The 17,449-nt window shown below is 61.6% G+C and carries 15 protein-coding genes; all 15 read left to right on the top strand.

The genetic code is table 11. The annotated features are described in order from the left end of the window. Positions 1-444: 444 nt before the first annotated feature. The 15 genes from HJB91_RS10870 to HJB91_RS10800 all read left to right on the top strand — a co-directional run bounded on the left by HJB91_RS10870 (position 445) and on the right by HJB91_RS10800 (position 17,447). On the top strand, positions 445-783 hold the full coding sequence (locus tag HJB91_RS10870) for a hypothetical protein (protein ID WP_085779272.1): 339 nt from the start codon (positions 445-447) through the stop codon (positions 781-783). A gap of 138 nt (positions 784-921) precedes the next feature. Further along, positions 922-1,128, top strand: coding sequence for a hypothetical protein (locus HJB91_RS10865; RefSeq protein ID WP_064804680.1), 207 nt, complete (start codon positions 922-924; stop codon positions 1,126-1,128). 157 nt (positions 1,129-1,285) lie between these two features. After that, a complete protein-coding gene (locus tag HJB91_RS10860; protein ID WP_210629988.1) occupies positions 1,286-2,089 on the top strand; it encodes a pseudouridine synthase in 804 nt (267 codons plus the stop codon). Next, entirely contained in the window at positions 2,086-2,799 is a 714-nt protein-coding gene (locus HJB91_RS10855; RefSeq protein WP_210629987.1) for a phosphoribosyltransferase, read from the top strand. Before HJB91_RS10860 ends, HJB91_RS10855 begins: the two co-directional genes overlap by 4 nt. Before the next feature lie 138 nt (positions 2,800-2,937). Beyond that, positions 2,938-4,680, top strand: coding sequence for an SLC13 family permease (locus HJB91_RS10850; RefSeq protein WP_221154690.1), 1,743 nt, complete (start codon positions 2,938-2,940; stop codon positions 4,678-4,680). Between the two features lie 85 nt (positions 4,681-4,765). After that, on the top strand, positions 4,766-5,710 hold the full coding sequence (locus HJB91_RS10845) for a phosphoribosylaminoimidazolesuccinocarboxamide synthase (protein ID WP_221123021.1): 945 nt from the start codon (positions 4,766-4,768) through the stop codon (positions 5,708-5,710). A 106-nt stretch (positions 5,711-5,816) separates the two neighbouring features. Further along, positions 5,817-6,419, top strand: a complete 603-nt coding sequence (locus tag HJB91_RS10840; protein ID WP_210629985.1) for a TetR family transcriptional regulator — start codon at positions 5,817-5,819, stop codon at positions 6,417-6,419. 158 nt (positions 6,420-6,577) lie between these two features. Next, the gene (locus tag HJB91_RS10835; RefSeq protein WP_221146497.1) at positions 6,578-7,786 is read left to right on the top strand and encodes an efflux RND transporter periplasmic adaptor subunit; all 1,209 of its coding nucleotides are present in this window, start codon (positions 6,578-6,580) and stop codon (positions 7,784-7,786) included. 48 nt (positions 7,787-7,834) lie between these two features. Continuing rightward, a complete protein-coding gene (locus HJB91_RS10830) occupies positions 7,835-10,945 on the top strand; it encodes an efflux RND transporter permease subunit (RefSeq protein WP_221154689.1) in 3,111 nt (1,036 codons plus the stop codon). A gap of 150 nt (positions 10,946-11,095) precedes the next feature. Beyond that, positions 11,096-12,532 carry an efflux transporter outer membrane subunit gene (locus HJB91_RS10825; protein WP_210629982.1) on the top strand — a complete coding sequence of 479 codons (1,437 nt, stop codon included), beginning with the start codon at positions 11,096-11,098 and terminating at the stop codon, positions 12,530-12,532. Positions 12,533-12,695: 163 nt separating this feature from the next. Then, entirely contained in the window at positions 12,696-13,739 is a 1,044-nt protein-coding gene (locus HJB91_RS10820; protein ID WP_221123015.1) for a LacI family DNA-binding transcriptional regulator, read from the top strand. Between the two features lies 1 nt (position 13,740). Next, on the top strand, positions 13,741-14,763 hold the full coding sequence (locus HJB91_RS10815; protein ID WP_221146496.1) for an ABC transporter substrate-binding protein: 1,023 nt from the start codon (positions 13,741-13,743) through the stop codon (positions 14,761-14,763). A gap of 62 nt (positions 14,764-14,825) precedes the next feature. Then, complete coding sequence (locus HJB91_RS10810; protein WP_210629979.1) at positions 14,826-15,653, top strand: ABC transporter permease; 828 nt, start codon at positions 14,826-14,828, stop codon at positions 15,651-15,653. Then, positions 15,650-16,429, top strand: coding sequence for an ABC transporter permease (locus HJB91_RS10805; protein ID WP_221154688.1), 780 nt, complete (start codon positions 15,650-15,652; stop codon positions 16,427-16,429). The genes HJB91_RS10810 and HJB91_RS10805 overlap by 4 nt, the downstream gene beginning before the upstream one ends. Beyond that, positions 16,422-17,447, top strand: coding sequence for an ABC transporter ATP-binding protein (locus tag HJB91_RS10800; RefSeq protein WP_210629977.1), 1,026 nt, complete (start codon positions 16,422-16,424; stop codon positions 17,445-17,447). Before HJB91_RS10805 ends, HJB91_RS10800 begins: the two co-directional genes overlap by 8 nt. The last annotated feature ends 2 nt before the right edge of the window (positions 17,448-17,449 follow it).

The raw sequence follows: 17,449 nt of genomic DNA, 5'->3' as shown, positions 1-17,449 counted from the left end.
AACACAAACCAGCAATCGCCAATCCGCTTGAGTTTCTTTAGAACGAAAGACTTCGTCGCCAGCAGCGCCGCCGCCCTCGTTCAGTGAGTGGGCTTATAGAACCTTCCCCTTTTCTAAGTCAACTGCCATTCCAAAAGTTTTTTGACATTTTTGTAACAGGCTGATTTGACTGCTATTTTCTCCAGGTTCCTTATCCACAGGCGGCGTTTTCGCGACAAATTTCCGAAGTTTTCTTTATCGGCTGGTCAAAAAATCCTCGAATTGCCACCCGTCACCGGCGAAAGATCGCGTGAAAACAGAGCTTTGAGCCAATTTATAGTTAATCGAGGATTAAATTGACGCCGGCCGGCGAGCTTTAAATTTCCGTCACAAATCAGCAGCTGCAATTTCGGAACCTATCACCGTTTGAGGTGTTGTCTTTCCCATTGAAGGAAGGAGACCGACATGGCTGCCAACACCGATGACATCAGAGCATCTGTCAGCAAGGACATCGCTGCGCTCCAGCAGGAAGTCTCTCGTCTGCAGAAGATGATTTCCGCCCAAGGCGCCGAGGCCTATTACGAAGTCCGCGGCCGCGCCGGCAAGGCCTACGATGAAGCCCTGCCCCGCGCCAAAAACGCCGTCGCCCAAATCCGGGCCGAAGGAGCAGCCGCTGCGGGCGCCGCCCGCGAGCATGCGGCCGCAACGACCACCGCACTGGTGCTTGCCGGGGCGGTCGGCTTCCTCTTTGGCTACCTGCTGTCCGGCAATTCACAGCCGCAGCCTCGCCATTGGTGGCACTAAACCCTCAATCCGCCCAGGAGCCGACTTTTTTACGCACTCCGCCGATCAATCTTTGGCAGGGTGCGTAAATGCTTATGTCTCAGAAAAACCAATTTTTAATGCAAGGGGTGGAACATAAAAACGAAAGGGAGGACGACAATGGAAAACAAGAGGGCCAATTGCATCATTGAAGTCAGCGTCGACGGCGTCAACGGCCGTTACGCGGTCGGCATCATGAATATGCGTCAGGCGCTCGAGCTGCCGGAAATGCCAAGCCTGTCCTATACTCATCCCGACCCGGCGAAAGCCGCTGCCGGCATCGTCGTCAGCCGCAAGGAGCTCGCCGGCTTCATGGCCTGCCGCTAAGGCGGCGCGAGCGACAGGTTTTTCGCCCAGACGGCGCTTTATCCGAGGCGCTGACGTCGTTTTTGCAACCCCATCATTCCCTGGTTTTAGTTGTCATGCTGGCATCGTTGTGCGGTTCGTGCCAAGAAGCGGCATCGAGGCTGGACAGGGATGGCAGATGAGGGATCGGCGCCCATCACATAAGACGCGCGAGCGGCTGAAGCCTGCCGCCGACACGGCAGGCAAGCGGGTCACCCTTCCGCGCGCCCTTTCCAAACTCGGCTATTGCTCCCGTACCCAGGCCGAACGGCTGATTGCCGAAAGCCGCGTGGCCGTCGACGACCGTATCGTCAGCGATGCCTCTGCATGGGTCGATCTTTCGACGGCGAGGATCAGTGTCGACGGACTTGTCATCGCTGCAGAGGCGAAAATCTATCTGATGCTCAACAAGCCACGCGGGCTCGTCACGACCCGCCATGACCCCGAGGGCAGGCCGACGGTCTATGATTGCCTCAAGAATTTCGACATCCCGCACCTCTCTCCGGTCGGCCGGCTCGACAAGGCAAGCGAAGGCCTGCTGCTTTTCACCAATGACACCGAGTTCGCCCAGACCCTGCTCGATCCGATCACCCATGTGACGAAAACCTATCATGTCCAGATCGACCGCCTCATGGACGACGAGGAAATTGCCGCTATGACATCCGGCATCCGCCATGACGGCGAGTTGCTGACGGCAACCGCCACACGACGCCTGCGCCAGGGCGACAGGAACTCTTGGATCGAGGTCGAGCTCGATGAAGGCCGCAATCGCCAGATCCGCCGTATGCTGGAGGCGCTCGGCACCGAATGCTTGCGCCTTGTGCGGGTCGCCATCGGCGGGCTCGAACTCGGGGAACTTCCAAAGGGCGCCGTGCGTGCGTTGACAGAGGCAGAGTTGCAGGGGTTGCGTCGACGAGCCGGCATGGAAAGGGCGAGACGTTGACCGATGTGCCGGAGATCGAGCCGCATGAATTCTGGCAGGAGATCCATCCGCCCGGCACCTTTCCCGACGATCGGGAATTCACCACCTTCTATGTCGCCACGCTGGAAGACGGCCGCCAGCTTCGCCTGCCGATACGCGTGTTGGCAGATGGCGATCACGCCCTCGCTTCGCTGATCGTCAACCAGGCGAGCTTCGCCGTCCTCGACGCGTTGGCCGACGGTCTCGCCGAAAAGATCAGACCCATGGGCGTCGATGTCGTCGCCGGCCTGCCGACGCTCGGCTTGACGCTTGCCGCCGCCGTTGCGCAGAAGCTCGGCCACGGCCGCTACGTCCCTCTCGGCACCTCGCGCAAGTTCTGGTACCGCGACGAACTCTCCGTTCCTCTGTCTTCGATCACCACCCCGACACAGGACAAGCGCCTCTATATCGATCCGCGCATGCTGCCGCTGCTGACCGGACGGCGCGTCGCCCTGATTGACGACGTCATTTCCAGCGGCGCCTCGATCGTCTCGGGCCTTGACCTGCTGACGGCCTGCGGCATCGAACCTGTCGTTATCGGCGCGGCCATGCTGCAATCGGAGCGGTGGCGCGATAGCCTCGCAGCCGCCGGGCCGCAGTGGGTCGCGCGCATCCGCGGTGTCTTCGCAACGCCCCTGCTGGAGCGGAATGCCGGGGGTCGCTGGCAGGTTTCGGCCCGATCGAAGACATGAGATTGTTCAATTTTTGCCGGCTGGCGCCTCTGTACAGCAGATGAGGAACGACTACAGTCCGCCCAAGGCAGTCACCCGGAAATCTGCAGCGGTTCCGGTACAGCGACATACCCCATCGATGAAACACCGGATCCGCCCATGTCGTTCGAGCAAGCATCCCTGCTGATCCTTCTGCTGGCGATGCTCATTCTCTTCTCGCTCGAGCGCATACGCATCGAGGTGACTGCGATTGCCGGCCTGCTCGCCGGCTATGCGCTCGGACTTTATCCGGCCGACCAGATCTTCGCGGGCTTCGCCAGCCCCGTCGTTATCACCGTCATCGAAATCCTGCTGATCGTTCAGGTGCTGGCGCGCGCCAAACTCTTCAACAACCTCGCTGCGCGTGTCGCGGCCGCAAGACCCTCGAACTTCAAGATCATATCAGGCGCTTCCTCGCTTGCCGGCGTTCTTTCCATCTTCATGAACAATATCGGCGCCTTTGCAATCACCTTGCCGGTGGCGCTGCGGCTCGGCGTGGCACTCTCAATCCCCCGCCGTCAGCTCGTCATGCCCATCTCGTTTGCCGCCCTGCTCGGCGGCCTCGTCTCGCTGATCGGCACGCCGGCCAACCTGCTCGTCAGCGACGCGCTTGCCAAGACGTCCGGTGCGGGCTTTCATTTCTTCGATTTCAGCTATGTCGGGCTGCCAGTCGCAATCGCCGGCATCCTGCTCATCGCCCTTCGGGTCCGATACTTGTTTCCGGAACCTGACGCAGTGCCGGCAACGCTCGCCCAGGGCTCGCGGCGCATCGTCGTCGAACGTCGCATTCCGGATGCTTCGCCGCTGATCGGCACACGGCTTTCCGAGTGTCTGACCCGCTTCGGCATCAAACCGCACGCGCTGATCCGTGACGGCAATTTTGTGTTTGGCCCGCTCGACCAGTCGATGGTCTGTGCGGGCGACGTGCTGCTTGCCGAAGGCGCCGATGACATCTTTGCCGACCTTGCCGCCACACAATCCCTGGTGGCCGATGCCCATCTGGACGGTCCGGCGCCGGATTTTACCCGGGTCGAAACCGTCGTCATGCCCGAAAGCACGCTGGTGGGTTCGCGCGTCAGCTCGCTCGAAGTCTTCCACCATCGCGGCATCGCAGTCACTGCTCTTTCCATGCGCACACCGCGCATCGAAGGCCGCTTTCTCGATCTGCAACTGTCGATCGGCGATATTTTGACGCTGGAAGGGCCGCGCACGGCAATCGCCGAAGCGCTGGAGGAAAGCGAGTGCCTGCCGCTTGCTCCGACAGCGTCAGCCGAACCGGCCCTCCTCTCCTGGCGGCCTTTCGCATTATTTGCCTGCGGCGTCGCGGCGTCGGCGGCGGGCCTGCATCCCGAGGTCGCTTTTGCGGGTGTCGTCCTCGTCCTCGCTTTGCTCAATCATCTCAACATCCGGCAGGGGATGGCCGACCTCAACTGGCCGATCATCATCATGCTCGCGGCGATGATTCCGATCGGCCAGGCAGTGGCCAGCACCGGGGCGGCCGAAGCCATTGCCGGCTGGCTGAGCCTCATCGTGCCGGTTAACCATCCGCTTTCCGGCATCGCCCTCATCCTCTTCCTCGCGATGGCGCTGACGCCCTTCGTCAACAACGCGACCGTCGCAATCGTGCTCGCCCCGATCGCACTCGAATTTGCGAAGATCGGGCGGCACGCGCCCGACGCCTATCTGATCGCGGTCGCCGTCGGAGCCTCGCTCGATTTTCTGACGCCCTTCGGCCATCACAACAACACGCTGGCGATGGGCGTCGGCGGCTACCGCTTCAGCGACTTCCCGCGGGCCGGCTGGCCGCTTGCCGTCGCAACTTACGGCCTCGCTCTGTTTCTTCTGGTTCTGTTCTGGCTGTGATGCCATAGTCGGCTCGGCTTGAACTTCGCCGGTAATGAAACTAGAGCAGGAAGCCTTCAGCCAAAGACAAGGACAGTCGAACGCCGTGCGAATCCTCTCCGAAGCCCATTTCCCGGAACTGCCGAACTACTATCGCGGCAAGGTGCGCGAGAATTACGACCTTCCCGACGGACGCCGCATCATCGTCAGCACTGATCGCCTCAGCGCTTTCGACCGTATTCTTACCTGTATTCCCTATAAGGGCCAGGTGCTGACGCAGACCGCACGTTACTGGTTCGAGGCGACGAAGGACATTTGCCCGAACCATGTGCTCGACTATCCCGATCCGAACGTGGTCATCGGCAAGCGGCTCGACATCCTGCCGGTTGAAATCGTCGTGCGCGGTTATCTCGCCGGCACCACCGGCACCTCGATCCTGACCCTCTATAAGAAGGGTGAGCGGGAGATGTACGGCATGCGTCTGCCGGACGGTATGCGCGACAATCAGATCCTGCCGGAACCGGTCATTACGCCGACCAGCAAGGAATTCGACGGAGGCCATGACGAACCGCTGACGCCTGCCGAAATCGTCACGCGAGGACTTCTGACCAGCCACCAGTGGGAAACCTTGTCGAAATATGCGCTTGCGCTCTTTGCCCGCGGCCAGGAAATGGCCGCGAAGCGAGGCCTGATCCTCGTCGATACCAAATATGAATTCGGCACCGATGGCGACGGCAACATCATCCTCGCCGATGAGATCCACACGCCGGACAGCAGCCGCTACTGGCTTGCCGACAGCTACCCGGCAAGCTTTGCCGCCGGAAAGCGGCCGGAAAGTTTCGACAAGGATTTCGTCCGCGCCTGGGTGGCGGAGCGTTGCGACCCCTACAAGGATGAAATCCCTGAAATCCCAACCGAACTGATCGAGCAGACCTCGGCCGTCTATATCAGGGCCTACGAGGCGATAACCGGCGAGCGCTTTGTTCCCGACAATAGCGGCGAGACGCCGCTTGCCCGTGTCCGAAACAATCTCGCCCGCTATTTCCCTTGAAAAGGCGACACGAGAGCCGCCGGGCCTTGCATCGGCTTGGCAGTTTTCGCTGAATAGCGCTAGCATCGGCAAAAAGGGATACCGGGCGCGGCCCGGCGGGGGACGGATGGTAAGAAGGCCGAGACGCAAGGCCGAGGAAACGCGACAGGACATCCTCTCCATGGCGGAGATGCTGTTTCGCGAACGTGGCTTCGCCGCGGTGTCGATCGCCGATATATCAGGCGCGCTGCACATGTCGCCCGCCAATGTCTTCAAGCATTTCCGTTCCAAGGTGGCACTGGTCGATGCCATCGCCGGGCGACATCTCGACAATGCCGCCGAGCGTTTTGTCCCTCTCGACCAGACCATGCCCGCGAAAGAGCAACTGCTTCGCTTCGTCCTGCGCCTGCTGGAGGGCCATCTGCAGGATATCCAGAAGAGCCCTTACATCTTCGAAATGGTGCTTTCGACCATCGAAGCCAAACTCGAAGCCGGCAATCGCTATCGCGCCCGTATCGAGGAGAAAATCGGCGAGATCATCCGCAAAGGCATGGTGGAAGGACGTTATCATTGCCGCGATCCCGAGCGTGCGGCGCAGACCGTCGCCGATGTGCTTGCCTGCGTGCTGCACCCTGTCCTCATCGTCCGCGACGACAAGGAGACGCTGGTGCATCGTGCCGAGGAAATCGTCGGCTTCGTCGATGCCGCACTGCAAAATAGCGCTTGCTAAGTGACGGTTGCTGACTTACGTCACTTCGTAAAGCTTTTGTTAGACTCGGGATTATGGCATTTGAGGCCAAGCTCATCCTGACGCTTACATAAGCCTGCGCTCGGCCCGGCCGGGCCCGTGGATCGAACGGCGATTGCCACCGCATGAGGGAATTCAGAATGATTCGGCGTGCCGTCCTCATCTCCTCGGCCCTGCTGGCCGGCGCATTGCTTGGCGCCTGCAGCGACAATGCCGGCAAGCCCGCGGGCAATGCCGGCGCGGCCGCGCAGCAGGCGATCCCCGTCGGCGTGATCGCCTTGACGAAGGCGAATTTCCCGATCACGACAATTCTTCCTGGCCGCGCCGAAGCTTTCCAGACGGCCGATATCCGGCCGCAGGTGAGCGGCATCATCCGCGAGATCGCCTTCAAGGAAGGCGGCGAGATCAAGAAGGGCGACCTTCTCTATCAGATCGAGGATGCGCCCTATATCGCCGCCGTCGAGCAGGCTAAGGCGGCCATCTCCAAGGCCGAGGCGAGCGTGCCGAGCGCTGAAAGCAATCTCGAACGCTACCAGCGCCTCGTCGGCAGCGGCGCCACCCAGATCGAATACGAGACGGCGAGAACGACGCTTCTCCAGGCGAAGGCCGAGGTCGAGGCGGCAAAGGCTGCCCTTTCCGCGGCACAGATCGACCTCGACCATACGAAGATCGTCGCGCCCTTCGACGGCGTCATCGACCAGACCGCCTACAATATCGGCAACGTCGTCTCGGCCAACCAGACGACGGCGCTGACGACGATCCGGCAGCTCGATCCGATCTATATTTCGCTGACGGAATCGAGCACCAACCTGCTGAGGCTGCGCGATGCGATGGCCGCCGGCGATATCAAGGGCGCGGAGAATGTCGCCTTCCACCTGATCCTTGAAGACGGCAAGGAATATAATCAGCAGGGGAAGCTCGACATGTCGAAGCAGGTGGTCAGCGAGACCACAGGCACCTTCATCATCCGTGTGCTCTTCCCCAATCCCGATCGCATCGTCCTGCCCGGCATGTATGTCCGCGCCACGGTCGCGCTCGGCGCCGAAACCGGTTATGCGCTGCCGCAGCTGGCGACGAGCCGTGACGCCAACGGCCGGTTGACGGCGCAATTCGTTTCCGCCGACGGCAAGGTCGAAACCCGCGCCTTCGAGAACAGCTCGCCCTCTAATAATTCCTGGCTGGTAACCGAAGGCATCAAGGACGGCGATCAGCTGGTCGTCACCGGTCTGCAGTCGGTCACGGCGGGCATGCCGGTGAAGCCGGTTCCGATGGAGATCAACGACAATGGCGTGGTCGTGGCTGCCGAGCAGCCCGCGGCCGGTGACGCTGAGAAGCCCGCAGCGAAGTAATCGCTGCGAGGCCGCATCGTCACCGTCTCAGCCGCACAGGAACAGCCAATGGCCAAGTTTTTCATCCGACGTCCGATATTCGCCTGGGTCATTGCGATCACCATCATGCTCGCCGGCCTGCTGGCGATCTTCACCCTGTCGATTTCGCAATATCCCGACATCGCCCCGACGACGGTGCGCATCAACGCCACCTATCGCGGCGCCAGCGCCGAGACCGTCGAAAAATCGGTAACGACGATCATCGAAGACGGCATGACCGGCCTGGACGACCTCACCTATATGACTTCGACTTCGTCGACCGGATCGGCCAGCATCCAGCTCACCTTCGGAACCAGCATCGATCCCGACATCGCCCAGGTGCAGGTGCAGAACAAGCTGCAGCTGGTCCAGTCGCAGCTTCCGGGCGACGTTATCGATGCCGGCATCAGCGTGACGCGCTCGACTTCGAGCATTCTCCTCGTCGGCTCGCTCGTTTCAACTGACGGCAAGCGCAATTCGGTCGATCTCGGCAACATCATGTCGACCTCCATCGAGGACCAGATCCAGCGCCTGGAAGGCGTGGGCAGCATCAACGTCTTCGGTTCCGGATACGCCATGCGCATCTGGCTCGATCCCTTCAAGCTGGTGAAATACCAGCTGACGCCGAGCGACGTCACAGCAGCGATCCAGGCGCAGAACACCCAGGTCTCCGTCGGTTCGCTCGGCGCCCAGCCGACGATCCCCGGTCAGCAGCTCAATGTCACCATCACCGCGCAAAGCCAGCTCACCACCGTCGCCGACTTCGAGCACATCATCCTGAAGGTCGAAAAGGACGGCGCGACGGTGCGCCTGAGCGATGTCTCGCGCATCGAGATCGGTCAGGAAAGCTACGGCGGCAGTTCGCGCTACAACGGCCTGCCTTCGAGCGGTTTCGCCGTCAACCTCGCAATCGGCGCCAACGCCATCGATACCGCCGCACGCGTTCGATCCGCGCTCGATGTCATCGGCCGCACCTTGCCGGAAGGTGTGAAGATCACCTATCCCTATGACACGACGCCCTTCGTGGAGCTGTCGATCGAGAAGGTCGTGCATACACTGATTGAGGCAATCGTGCTCGTTTTCGTGGTGCTGCTCGTCTTCCTGCAGAATCTGCGCGCCACGCTCATTCCGACCATCGCCGTTCCGGTGGTGTTGCTCGGCACCTTCGGGGTGCTGGCGGCCACCGGCTATTCGATCAATACCTTGACGATGTTCGCCATGGTTCTGGCGATCGGCCTTCTCGTCGACGATGCGATCGTCGTCGTCGAAAACGTCGAGCGCATCATGTCCGAAGAGAAGCTTTCGCCGCTCGAAGCGACGGAGAAATCGATGGGCGAGATCACCGGCGCCATCGTCGGCATTGCGCTCGTGCTGACCGCCGTCTTCATTCCGATGGCCTTCTTCGGCGGCTCGACCGGCATCATCTATCGCCAGTTTTCGATCACCATCGTCTCGGCCATGCTGCTGTCGGCGCTCGTCGCCATCGTGCTGACGCCGGCGCTCTGCGCCACGATGCTGAAGCCGGTCAGCGAACACGGGAAACACCGCGTCGGCGACTGGTTCAATCGCAACTTCACGCGCTCGACCAACGGCTATGTCTGGACTATCGGCTATCTCTTGAAGCGGCCGATCCGCGTCATGCTGGTCTTCCTTCTCGTCGGCGCCGGCTGTGCCTATCTCTTCACCCGGCTGCCGAGTTCCTTCCTGCCGCAGGAAGATCAGGGCGTGCTGCTGACCATCGTCACCACGCCGCCAGGCTCGACCACGCAGCAGACGCAGGCCGTCGTCGAGAAGGTGGAGCACTATTATCGCGAGAAGGAGAAGGATGCCGTCGAGTCCGTCTTCGGCGCACTCGGCTTTGGCTTCAGCGGCTCCGGCCAGAACAGCGCCATCGTTTTCACCAAGCTCAAGGATTTTTCGCTGCGCACCGATCCAAATCTGAGCGCCCAGTCGGTCGTCAACCGGGCCCTGCGCAGCTTCTTTGCGATGCGCGAGGCACAGGTTTTCGCGCTCCTGCCGCCGGCGATTCAGGGCCTCGGCGTGTCGAGCGGCTTTTCCATGTATCTCGTCGATACCGGCGGCCAAGGCAGCGACGCGCTGACGACTGCTTCCAAGCGGCTGATCCAGATGGGCAACAGCTCGGGTAAAATCGTGGCGCTGCGCAGCAGCAACAAGGAAGTCGAGCCGCAGATGCGCATCGTGCTCGATCAGGAGAAGATCGGCGCCATGGGCGTCGACATCGCCTCGGTCAATTCGATGTTGTCGATCATCTTCACCGGCCGCGACGTCAACGACTTCACCCTGAACGGCGAGATCAAGCCGGTCTACGTCCAGGGCGACGCGCCCTTCCGCATGCAGCCGGACGATCTTAATCACTGGTATGCCCGCAACACGGCCGGCGAAATGGTGCCCTTCTCCGCCTTCACCAAAACCGAATGGGTGAAGGGCGCACCTTCGCTTGCCCGCTTCAACGCCGTCAGCGCCATTCCGCTCGATGGCGCCGCCGCGCCCGGCGTGTCATCCGGCGATGCCATGAACGAAATGGAAGCGCTGACCGAGCAACTCGGCGGCGGTTACACCGTCGCCTGGCAGGGCATTTCCTACCAAGAGCGCCTTTCCGGCTCACAGGCGCCGATGCTCTATGCAATCTCGGTTCTCGTCGTCTTCCTCTGCCTGGCAGCGCTTTACGAGAGCTGGTCGATCCCCTTCTCGGTAATCATGGCAGTGCCGGTCGGCGTCCTTGGTGCTCTGGCGGCGGCAACACTCTTCGGCCAGTCCAACGATGTGTATTTCAAGGTCGGCTTGCTCACCACGATCGGCCTGGCGGCGAAGAACGCGATCCTGATCGTCGAATTCGCCAAGGATCGCACGGAAAGCGGCATGGGGCTTTTCGAGGCGACACTGGAGGCGGCGCGGCTGCGCCTGCGGCCGATCATCATGACATCGCTTGCCTTCATTCTCGGCGTCGTGCCTCTGGCGATCGCTACGGGCGCGGGCTCGGCGGCCCAGAACGCTATCGGCCTCGGCGTTCTCGGCGGCATGCTGTCGGCAACGATGCTCGGAATTTTCTTCGTGCCGTCCTTCTACGTCGTCATTCGACGCATCTTTGCCACACGCGACAAAAATGCGGCAGGAGTGTGATAAAAATGCACTGTGATAATGCTGTTCCGATTGCTACATTGCGCCCGACTGCTTCGGTGTGTGTGTTTGTGGTTGGACGAGGCGCGGCTGCGATAGTGAAGCATGAAGCTTCGGACAAGAATTGACTTGCTCGAGTACAGGATGAAATGAATGGTATCTCTTCGTTTTGCCACACCGGCATTATTGTTATTACTGTCGGGCTGCGTTGTTGGCCCGGATCATGCTCCTCCTGAAATGCCGCTGCCCGCTAAATTCGGAGAAGGCGGAACAAAAAGTATAGGCGACGTTGCTACCGCAGCCTGGTGGACCGCCTTCAACGACCCCAAACTGAATGGCTATGTTCAGGCCGGCCTTGATCAGAATCTGACGGTCCAGCAGGCGATCGAACGTATCAACGCGGCCTCCGCAAACGTCACTGTCGCCGGAGCGGGCGCCCTGCCGAACCTGAACGTCGGCGCCTCTCACACGGTCAGCGGCCAGAGGGGCGAACTGCGCACGCAGTTCGACACGCGCAACACCAGCGCCGGCGACGTCCAGCTGAGCTGGCTGCTCGATCTCTTCGGGCTCTACAAGCGCAGCACCGAAAGCGCGCTCGCTTCGCTCGACTCCGCCTACGCGTCGGCTGATGTTGCTAAGCTGACCCTCGTGCAGGATCTCGTCTCCAGCTATATCGACGTCCGCTATTATCAGCAGCGTCTGGCGCTTTCGAGGGCCAACCTGAAGTCTCGTCAGGAAACCTACGAACTGACCAAGTTCCAGCTGGAAGCCGGCGCTGCCTCGCGTCTCGATGTCGTTCAGGCCGAAGGCCTCGTACAGTCGACGCTCGCTGAAATTCCCGGCCTCGAAACCAACATCCGCATATCGGCCCATCACATCGCCACGTTGCTCGGCCTACCGGCCTCGGCCCTCGTGAATGAGCTGCTGAAGGGCCGCGGTCAGCCAGTATTCCGTGGCGGCATCAACTCGGGCATCCCTGCGGACCTGATCCGCAACCGTCCCGACATTCGCGTCGCCGAGCGCGATCTCGCCGCCGCAACGGCCAATATCGGTGTTGCCGAGGCCCAGCTTTATCCGAGCATCTCGCTCAGCGGCTCGATCTCGCCGTCCTACATCAACCAGCGCGGCATCCATGGCGACCTGACCCCCTGGTCCTTCGGTCCGACCCTCAACTTGCCGATCTTCGATGGCGGCCGTCTGCGCGCCAACGTCAAGTCGGCCCAGTCCACTGCCGCGACCGCCTATCTCAACTGGAAGTCGACGGTGCTGTCTGCGGTCGAACAGGTCGAGAACGCACTCGCGGCTGTCCGGCGCGACGCCCAAACGGTCGCCGCCCTACAGGCCCAGGTGAAGACCACTCAGGAAACGCTCGAATTATCGACCGCGTCCTACAAGGACGGCGCCTCGTCGCTGCTCGACGTTCTCGATGCGCAGCGCCAGGTTTCGCTTGCCCAGGCAAGCCTTGCCCAGGCGGTCCAGCAGATGGCCAAGGATTACGTCTCGCTGAACATCGCGGTCGGCGGGGGCTACGCACCCGGCGGCAAGACCACCGCGACGGTGGCGTCTGTGCCGGCAAAGGCCAAGAGCTGAGCGGCTTTTCGCCATTCTGAAATTACCAAACCCCGCGATTGCCTCGCGGGGTTTTTCATTGCCGGCAATATCCCGGAATACTCGCGCCCCAGACGAATTTGGATTCGACAAGCAGAAGGAGCTGCTATAGGACTGATTAAACGATTAATCAGAATGCTAGATCATGGCGTCATCGCGCTCCGGACCGAACCTCAGCAGGATTGCGACCTCCCTCGGCGTTTCCATTGCCACGGTCTCCAATGCGCTTTCCGGTAAAGGTCGGGTCTCCGGCCCGTTGGTCGAACGGATCCGCGAACATGCCGCCGAACTGGGCTATGTCCCGAGCCAGGCCGGCCGAGCGCTTAGGACCGGCCGCAGCGGCGTTCTCGGCCTGGTATTGCCCGATATCGCTAATCCTCTGTTTCCGAAGATCGCACAGGCGATCGAATATGCCGCCTCCATCGCCGGTTACGGCGTGCTGATCGCCGACTCCCGTGGCGATGCTGCCGCCCAGACCGAGGCGATCGATCGTCTCGTCGAACGCGGCGTCGACGGCCTGATCATTGTTCCCCGCCGCGCCACCCGCATTTCGTCCGCCGCTTGCCCAGTCGCTCTCATCGACACCCCCTCGACGCCAGGCAACACCGTTTCAGCCGACCATTGGCAGGGCGGCCGCGAAATTGCTCTCCATCTCGCGGACCTCGGCCACCAGCGCATCCTCATCATCGGCAACAACCAGGAATCCAGCGTTCAGAACGACCGCGCCGATGGGATTCGCGCCGGTATGCACGCGGGCATGCATGCCGAAACGCTGTGGATCGGGAAGGTGGAGCAGGATGGCGGCAGCGGCTGTCCGCTCGGCCTCGCCGAAAAGGTGCGGGAGGGTTTTACCGCTTTCGCGGCTCTCTCCGATCTGCAGGCGTTGCGCGCGCTGACCGAGCTGCAGCAGGCCGGCATCAGCGTTCCCGGCGATGTCAGCGTCACCGGCTTCGACGACCTCATCTGGTCGCCTGTTGTCACACCGTCGCTGACGACGGTAAGGATGGACATGGATAGAATTGCCGGAATTGCCGTATCGGCGCTGGCCGATACCATCAGAAAAAGCCGCGTCCGGGAAGGCGTGCTCGTTACCGCGGAAATCGAACGCGTCGCAATGCAGCTGATTGTCCGCCAATCATCCGGGCCTGCGAGTCCGGCAACAAAAACCTCAGAGATGGAGAACATGTAAGATGAAAAAAGCTCTCATGGCGTCGGCGGCACTCGCCGCACTGTCGCCGTTTGCCGCCTCCGCAGCCGAACGAACGCTGACCATTTCCGTCTATGCCTTCGCCCAGGACGACTTCAAGACGCTGGTCTATGATCCGTTCGAAGCCCAATGCGGCTGCAAGCTGGTGGTCGAGACCGGCAACAGCGTCGAGCGGCTGGCCAAGATGGAGGCGAACAAGGCCAACCCCGTGGTCGATCTCGCCGCCGTTTCGATGGCGGATGCGCTTGCCGCATCGCGCGCCGGACTGACCGACAAGATCGATACGACGAAACTTGCCAATTTCGACAAGCTCTACGACGTCGCCAAGGACCCGAACGGCGACGGCATGAGCGTCGGCTACACTTTCTATGCCACGTCGATCGCTTATCGTTCCGACAAGATGAAAATCGAGTCCTGGGCCGATCTTCTGAAGCCGGAATATGTCGGCCATGTCGCCTTCCCGAACGTCACAACCAATCAGGGCCCGCCGGCGCTCTATATGCTGGGCCTGTCGCTCGGCAAGGATACGCCTGATCTGCAAGGCCCGATTGAGGCGCTGGGCGAAAAGAAGGACGACATCGTCACCTTCTATGAAAAGTCCTCGCAGCTCGTGCAGCTCATGCAGCAGGAGGAAATCTGGGCAGCCCCCATCGGCCGTTTCTCCTGGGCCGGCTTCACCAAGCTCGACCTTCCCGTCGCCTGGGCAACGCCGAAGGAGGGGCAGACCGGCGGCATGAACGTGCTGGTGTTGACCAAGGGTTCGAAAAACCAGGATCTCGCCATGCAGTTCATGGATTTCTGGCTTTCGACCGCGATCCAGACCAAGCTCGCCGAAAAGCTGATCGACAGCCCCGCCAATAGCGAGGTCAAGCTTTCGGAAGCTGCGGCCGGCAACCTCACCTATGGCGAGGAAACGGCCAAGAGCCTCAAACTGATCCCTTCCGCCATCGCCCTCGACAACCGCGCCGGTTGGCTGAAGACCTGGAACGAGAAGGTCGGCCAGTAGAGCCCGCATGAACCCGCCCCGGCCGCTCGCCGGGGCCATCTCCTCTCCTCGAAAGGCGTCTCATGTTCCAGAACCGCGCGGAAGCCCTGGCGCTTGCCTTGCCGGCAGCCGTCTTTGCGACGGTGGTCTTTCTGCTGCCCGTCGCAATCCTGCTGTCGGAGGGTTTCCGCGCCGATGGTGCCTGGACGCTGTCGGCCTATACCGGCTTCTTTTCCGAGACGCTGAACCGCACCGTTTTCCTGCGCTCCTTCCGGCTCGCCCTCGAGGTCACCGCCGTCTCGGCCGTCATCGGCTACGCCGCAGCCTTTGCCATCGTCAACCTGCCGGCGAACGGCAAAGGCCGCATGATCGGCCTCATCACCCTACCGCTGATGATTTCGCCGGTGGCCCGCACCTATGCCTGGATTGTCATTCTCGGCCGCACCGGTATCGTCAACCAGGCGATCACGGGCCTCGGTTTCAGCGCCGAACCGCTGCGCCTGCTCTTCACCGAGACCGCCGTCTTCATCGGCCTCCTGCAGCTATTCCTGCCGCTGATGATCCTGTCGTTGATCAGTGCGCTCGAAAACATCCCGAGGGATGCGATCCCGGCTGCCCGCGTGCTCGGCGCCAACTGGTTGCAGGCCTTTTGGAAAGTCGTCCTGCCGCTGACGCGCGAGGGTCTCGTCATCGGCGGCACGCTCGTCTTCACCGGCTCGCTCACCGCCTACATCACGCCGGCCATCCTCGGCGGTTCCAAGGTGCTGATGCTCGAAACGCTGATGTATCAGCAGGTGTCCGTCGCCAATGATTTCGTCTCGGCAAGCGTCATCGCCTTCATCCTGATCGTCATGAGCTTTGCCGCCAACATCCTGCTGAAACGCCTTGCGACGGCGAGGAGCCGCAGATGAGCATCCGTCTCCTTTCGCCTGTCGTGCTCCTCCTGCTGCTGATCTTCCTGATCGGCCCGTTCCTGATCATCATTGCCGCCTCGCTCTCGGCGGGCGATACGCTGGCCTTTCCGCCGCAAGGCCTGTCGCTGCGCTGGGTGATGAAGGTCTTCACCATCGAAAGCTTCCGCGACAGCTTCGCCATGTCGCTGTTCCTTGCCGTCTTCGGAACGCTCGCAGCCCTCATCCTCGGCATCCCGGCCGCCTATGCCTTGCAGCGTTACCCAATGCCCGCCGCCGAAACCGTCCGCACCATCGTCTCGCTGCCGATCATCGTCCCCGGCATCATCGTCGGCCTGGCATTGCTGCGTTATCTCGTCGTGCCCTTCGGCTTCAACATCACGCTTGCGCTGTTCTTTGCCCATGCGGCCCTCGTACTGCCCTATGCCGTGCGCGTCGTTTCGGCGAGCCTCGACAATCTGCGCGCGGATATCGAGGAAGCAGCCGTCCTGCTCGGCTCCTCCAGGCTTGGTGCCTTCTTCCGCGTGGTGATGCCGAATATCCGCGGCGGCATCCTGGCCGCCTTCATCCTCGGCTTCGTCACCAGCTTCAATCAGGTGCCGGTCTCGCTCTTCCTTTCCGGCCCGGGTGTGCGGACACTGCCGATCGACATGCTGGGCTATATGGAAACCACCTACGATCCTTCGATCGCGGCGCTCTCCGCCCTTCTCGCTTTCCTCTCGATCGGTATCGTCTTCCTCGCCGAACGCTTCCTGGGATTCTCGCGTTATGTCTGATGCCTATCTCAAACTCGACAAGCTGACGCTTCGCTATGGTGATACGGTCGCCGTCAGGGATCTCGACCTTGCGATCGCCAAGGGCGAGCTCGTCGCTCTTCTCGGCCCGTCCGGCTGCGGCAAGACGACAACGATGCGCGCCATTGCCGGCCTGCTGAAGCCCGCTTCCGGCCGCATTGGCCTCGACGGCGCCGATATAACCCGCGTCTCCGCCAACAAACGCGCGGTCGGCCTCGTCTTCCAGTCCTACGCGCTTTTCCCGCATCTGACGGTCTACGAAAACGTCGCCTTCGGCCTGCGCCTCAAGGGCATTTCGGGCGCGAACCTCGATGCCCGCGTCGGCGCCGGCCTGAAATCCGTCGGCCTGACCAGCTTCGCCGGCCGAAAGCCTGCCGAACTGTCCGGCGGCCAGCAGCAGCGCGTCGCAATGGTGCGATCCATGGTGATGGAGCCGAAGGTGCTGCTGCTCGACGAACCGCTCTCCAACCTCGACGCCCGGCTTCGTCTCGAAATGCGCGCGGAATTGCAGCGCGTGCAGAAGGAGACCGGCGTCACCATGATCTTCGTCACTCACGATCAGGTGGAAGCCCTGGCCCTCGCCGACCGCATCGTCGTGATGCTGAACGGCGGCATCGAACAGATCGGCACGCCGGAGGAGATCTATAACAATCCCGCCTCCGCCTTCGTCGCCGATTTCGTCGGCTTCGAAAATGTCTTCGCTCTGAAGGACGGAAAACTTGTGACGCCGCACGGCCCCGCAGCACTCTCCGAACCGCCGCCCCAGGCTGTGGCCGGCCTGGCCTGGCGCCCGCGTACGGTGACCATCGGCTCCGGTCCGTTCCAAGGTACGGTGCGCGGCACGTCTTTCGCCGGCAATACACGCGAATACCTCCTCCAAACGCCGCTTGGGCCTATAAAGGCTGAAATCGACGCGAGCTTGCCGCCGCACGAGATCGGCAGTGAGCTCGCCTTCAATCTGCCGGTCGCCAGAGCGGCCAACCTCAAGCGCTTCGGGTGACA

This window comes from Rhizobium sp. NLR10b (assembly GCF_019685435.1).
Classification (GTDB): Bacteria; Pseudomonadota; Alphaproteobacteria; order Rhizobiales; family Rhizobiaceae; genus Rhizobium.
Note: the sequence above shows the minus strand (reverse complement) of the source record. Positions and strands in the feature narration are given on the sequence as shown.

Bases quoted from the DNA above. Each gene is read 5' to 3' on its own strand.
- HJB91_RS10805 (WP_221154688.1), top strand. From the start codon at position 15,650: ATGAGCATCCGTCTCCTTTCGCCTGTCGTGCTCCTCCTGCTGCTGATC.
- HJB91_RS10850 (WP_221154690.1), top strand. From the start codon at position 2,938: ATGTCGTTCGAGCAAGCATCCCTGCTGATCCTTCTGCTGGCGATGCTC.
- HJB91_RS10815 (WP_221146496.1), top strand. From the start codon at position 13,741: ATGAAAAAAGCTCTCATGGCGTCGGCGGCACTCGCCGCACTGTCGCCG.
- HJB91_RS10800 (WP_210629977.1), top strand. From the start codon at position 16,422: ATGTCTGATGCCTATCTCAAACTCGACAAGCTGACGCTTCGCTATGGT.
- HJB91_RS10860 (WP_210629988.1), top strand. From the start codon at position 1,286: ATGAGGGATCGGCGCCCATCACATAAGACGCGCGAGCGGCTGAAGCCT.
- HJB91_RS10835 (WP_221146497.1), top strand. From the start codon at position 6,578: ATGATTCGGCGTGCCGTCCTCATCTCCTCGGCCCTGCTGGCCGGCGCA.
- HJB91_RS10865 (WP_064804680.1), top strand. From the start codon at position 922: ATGGAAAACAAGAGGGCCAATTGCATCATTGAAGTCAGCGTCGACGGC.
- HJB91_RS10810 (WP_210629979.1), top strand. From the start codon at position 14,826: ATGTTCCAGAACCGCGCGGAAGCCCTGGCGCTTGCCTTGCCGGCAGCC.
- HJB91_RS10870 (WP_085779272.1), top strand. From the start codon at position 445: ATGGCTGCCAACACCGATGACATCAGAGCATCTGTCAGCAAGGACATC.
- HJB91_RS10840 (WP_210629985.1), top strand. From the start codon at position 5,817: ATGGTAAGAAGGCCGAGACGCAAGGCCGAGGAAACGCGACAGGACATC.
- HJB91_RS10830 (WP_221154689.1), top strand. From the start codon at position 7,835: ATGGCCAAGTTTTTCATCCGACGTCCGATATTCGCCTGGGTCATTGCG.
- HJB91_RS10820 (WP_221123015.1), top strand. From the start codon at position 12,696: ATGGCGTCATCGCGCTCCGGACCGAACCTCAGCAGGATTGCGACCTCC.
- HJB91_RS10825 (WP_210629982.1), top strand. From the start codon at position 11,096: ATGGTATCTCTTCGTTTTGCCACACCGGCATTATTGTTATTACTGTCG.